The organism is Pontibacter sp. BAB1700 (assembly GCF_000277005.1).
Classification (GTDB): Bacteria; Bacteroidota; Bacteroidia; order Cytophagales; family Hymenobacteraceae; genus Pontibacter; species Pontibacter lucknowensis.
Map to the genome: position 1 here is coordinate 1 of NZ_AKIS01000224.1, position 3,264 is coordinate 3,264.

The 3,264-nt window shown below is 51.9% G+C and carries 2 protein-coding genes and 2 pseudogenes; 1 reads left to right on the forward strand and 3 read right to left on the reverse strand.

The genetic code is table 11. The features are described 5' to 3' along the window. Positions 1-152: 152 nt before the first annotated feature. The 3 genes and pseudogenes from O71_RS20345 to cysM all read right to left on the reverse strand — a co-directional run bounded on the left by O71_RS20345 (position 153) and on the right by cysM (position 2,846). Positions 153-1,004, reverse strand: a complete 852-nt coding sequence (locus tag O71_RS20345) for a pirin family protein (RefSeq protein ID WP_040575012.1) — start codon at positions 1,002-1,004, stop codon at positions 153-155. A gap of 184 nt (positions 1,005-1,188) precedes the next feature. Further along, positions 1,189-1,880: pseudogene (locus O71_RS20350) on the reverse strand (type 1 glutamine amidotransferase domain-containing protein). 63 nt (positions 1,881-1,943) lie between these two features. After that, positions 1,944-2,846 carry a cysteine synthase CysM gene (gene cysM / locus O71_RS20355; protein ID WP_040575014.1) on the reverse strand — a complete coding sequence of 301 codons (903 nt, stop codon included), beginning with the start codon at positions 2,844-2,846 and terminating at the stop codon, positions 1,944-1,946. A gap of 288 nt (positions 2,847-3,134) precedes the next feature. Between cysM and O71_RS22870 the strand changes: the two are divergent. Beyond that, positions 3,135-3,264: pseudogene (locus O71_RS22870) on the forward strand (DNA polymerase IV); the annotation flags it as partial.

The window sequence follows — 3,264 nt, forward strand, 5'->3', positions numbered from 1 at the left end:
TTTTTATTATGAAGTGTCGTTGACCATTAGGATTTTGGTGCACGTTTCGGACAGATCAAGACCTGTACCTGCAATGAAACGGTAAAGCTCCGTAGCACCACGACGTTACGGTGTAACGTCGCTACATTTAAACTCCTCAACTCTCAAACTCCCTAATCCCAGGTTCCCATTTTACCCATCTGGTAGTCGCGGAAGGCCTGGTGAATCTCTTCTTCGGTGTTCATCACAAATGGTCCGTGTGATACAACAGGTTCGTTGAACGGCTGAGCATGGCCGAAGAGAATATAAGCATCCTCGGATGCCTCGACTTTCACTTCTTTGCCTTCATTGTCAAATTCTACCAGGGTAAGTTTCTCAGCTGTCTGGCCATTTACCTTCACGGTGCCGCGCGCTACATAGAAGAAGATGTTGCGCTCTGCAGGGATGTTGTAGACGAACTCTCCGCCTTTCTGCAGCTCAATGCTCACGATGTGAATGTCGCTCAGATTCTGGATAGGCGCCTGCACCTCGCCCCAACTGCCTGAGATCACGTTTACCCGTACTTTGCCGTTGTCAAGTTCTACAACCGGAATCTTGTCTTTCTGCAGCCCAATGTACTTTGGTGAGGTCATTTTGTGCTGGGCAGGCAGGTTGAACCACAGCTGGAGTATTTCCAGCGGCCCTCCCTCCTGCTTGAATTTATCTGACGACACCTCCGCATGGATCAGGCCGCTACCGGCTGTCATCCACTGCACGCCACCAGCCTCAATGATATCCTTGCCACCCCCCGTATCCTGGTGCATGATATCGCCATCGAGTATAAAGGTCAGTGTTTCGAAACCACGGTGCGGGTGCGGACCGAAAGGCAGTCCTCTGTTGCCGGCCTTGTATACCTGCGGACCGTGGTGATTCAGGAAAAGGAAGGGGTCGATGTACTCCACTTCGCGCGTAGGTATGGCCCGGTAGGTTACCAGGTCATCCATGGGGGCATATACTGCTTTATGTAACTTCTTTATCTTTCGCATAAGGTTAAATCTAGATCGACTGCAAAATAATGTATATACATCAATTACCCTAACACCTATCGGATTGTTTCAGATAGCTTGACATGCCTTCTCTGCTTAACATAAAAATCCCACCGTTTCCAAGACTGGATTGGGTGGGATTTTCACGCTACACTGATAGTAAGGTATACGGAAACTTACCCGATTAAGCCGCCTTCTCTTTTTTCAGCATTTTAAGCAAAGCCTCAGCCGCCGGTTCCGAAGAGGCGGGGTTCTGGCCAGTGATCAGTAAGCCGTCTGTCACAACATAGGGCTGCCAATCGTCGGCCTTGGAGTAGATGCCGCCCAGTTCCTGATAACGGTCCTCCACCAGAAAAGGAACCACATTGGTCAACTGCACAGCCTCCTCTTCGGTGTTCGTAAAGCCTGCCACTTTTTTGCCCTTCACGAGCGGCTCGCCATCCGCGCCTTTGGCCTGCATCAGGCGGCCGGACCATGGCAAACGGCCGCAACCGGTTTCTGCTGTTTGGCAAAAGACTCAATTAAACGGATGGAATCTTTGTCAGTAGCGAGATCCCATAGCGGACCATGCCCTCCCGGAAAGAAGACAGCATCGTAGTCATCGGCTTTCACCTCACTCAGCTTTTTGGTTTTAGAAAGTTTGTGTTGCAGGTCGTCATCCTCGTAGAAGCGCCTTGTGGCCTCCGTCTGCGCATCTTTTTCTGTGCTTTTCGGGTCGATTGGCGGCTGTCCTCCTTTTGGGGAGGCAAGGTCCACTTTCACGCCGGCATCGGCCAGCGTATAGTAGGGCGCGGCAAACTCCTCTACCCAGAAGCCAGTTTTCTTGCCGGTGTCACCTAATTGATCGTGTGAGGTCAATACAAATAATACTTTCATAGTTTATGGTATTTAATTGGTAACAGAGTCAAACAATTTAACCTCATTTAGCAGGCCAGGGTTTTAATTGAACAGTTCGGAGGACAGGTAGCGGTCTCCCCGGTCACAGATAATACAGACGACCACGCCTTCTTTCAGTTCGGAGATCAAGCGGGTGGCCGCTGCCACTGCGCCGCCGCTGCTCATGCCGGCGAACACACCCTCTTCCCGGGCCAGTCGGCGGGTCATGGCGGTTGCCTCCTGCTGCGATACGTCCAGTATGCGGTCGACCCGCTCCCGCTCGAATATTTTGGGCAGGTACGCCTGTGGCCAGCGCCTGATGCCGGGAATTTGAGAGCCTTCCACGGGCTGGGTGCCTACGATCTGCACAGCCGGGTTTTGCTCTTTCAGGTAACGGGATACTCCCATGATGGTGCCCGTTGTACCCATGGCCGACACAAAATGTGTGACTGCCCCCTCGGTGTCGCGCCAGATCTCCGGGCCGGTGCTGCGGTAGTGAGCCCCGTAATTGTCCGGGTTGCCGAACTGGTTGAGCACGAGGTAGCCGCCACCCGCTTCTTTGTTGCGCACATAGTCGATGGCGGCCTCCATGGAGCCTTCGGCTGGGGTTAGGGTTACTTTCGCGCCATAGGCCTCCATGGTCTTTACCCGTTCGGGCGTGGCGCTGGCGGGCATCACCAACTCAATCTCCACGCCGAAGAACTGCGCGATCATGGCCAGTGCTATACCTGTATTCCCACTGGTGGCTTCGATCAGCTTGATTCCTTTGGTCAGTTCTCCCCTATCCAGCGCCCCTTTGATCATACCATAGGCCGCACGGTCCTTCACGCTGCCGCCGGGGTTATTTCCCTCCAGTTTGGCCAATAGTTTCACATTTGGGTTTGGAGATATATTCCTTAACTCCACCAAAGGGGTATTACCAATAAAGTCCAGTAGTGTCCGTGTTGTCGTGTCTGTTTTATGCATCCTGTATACCTGTACGTGTTTATTGTCGTGATGGAATTGCCCTTTAGATTAAAGGGAAATACAGCAGGTATAAAAATACTCCTGGATTGGCATCAGGCATACTTCGGAAAGCTTGCCCTACTTCTGCCATTGAAGGGTGCTCCAGCAAAACGGAAATGAATGTAGATTACGATTACGAAGTTCAATAATCCTTCAAACAGGTATACGAAGTTAAAATGTGACGTCGCTTCAAACTTTAACTCCTCAACTCTCAATCTCCTCAACTACTAAACTCTTATCTTTGTAGTCATGCCTATCCGCAAGATCATCCACATCGACATGGACGCCTTTTTTGCTTCCGTGGAGCAACGCGACAACCCCGAGTTGCGCGGCAAGCCTGTGGCGGTGGGCGGTTCGCGGGCAAGAGGTGTGGTGGCGG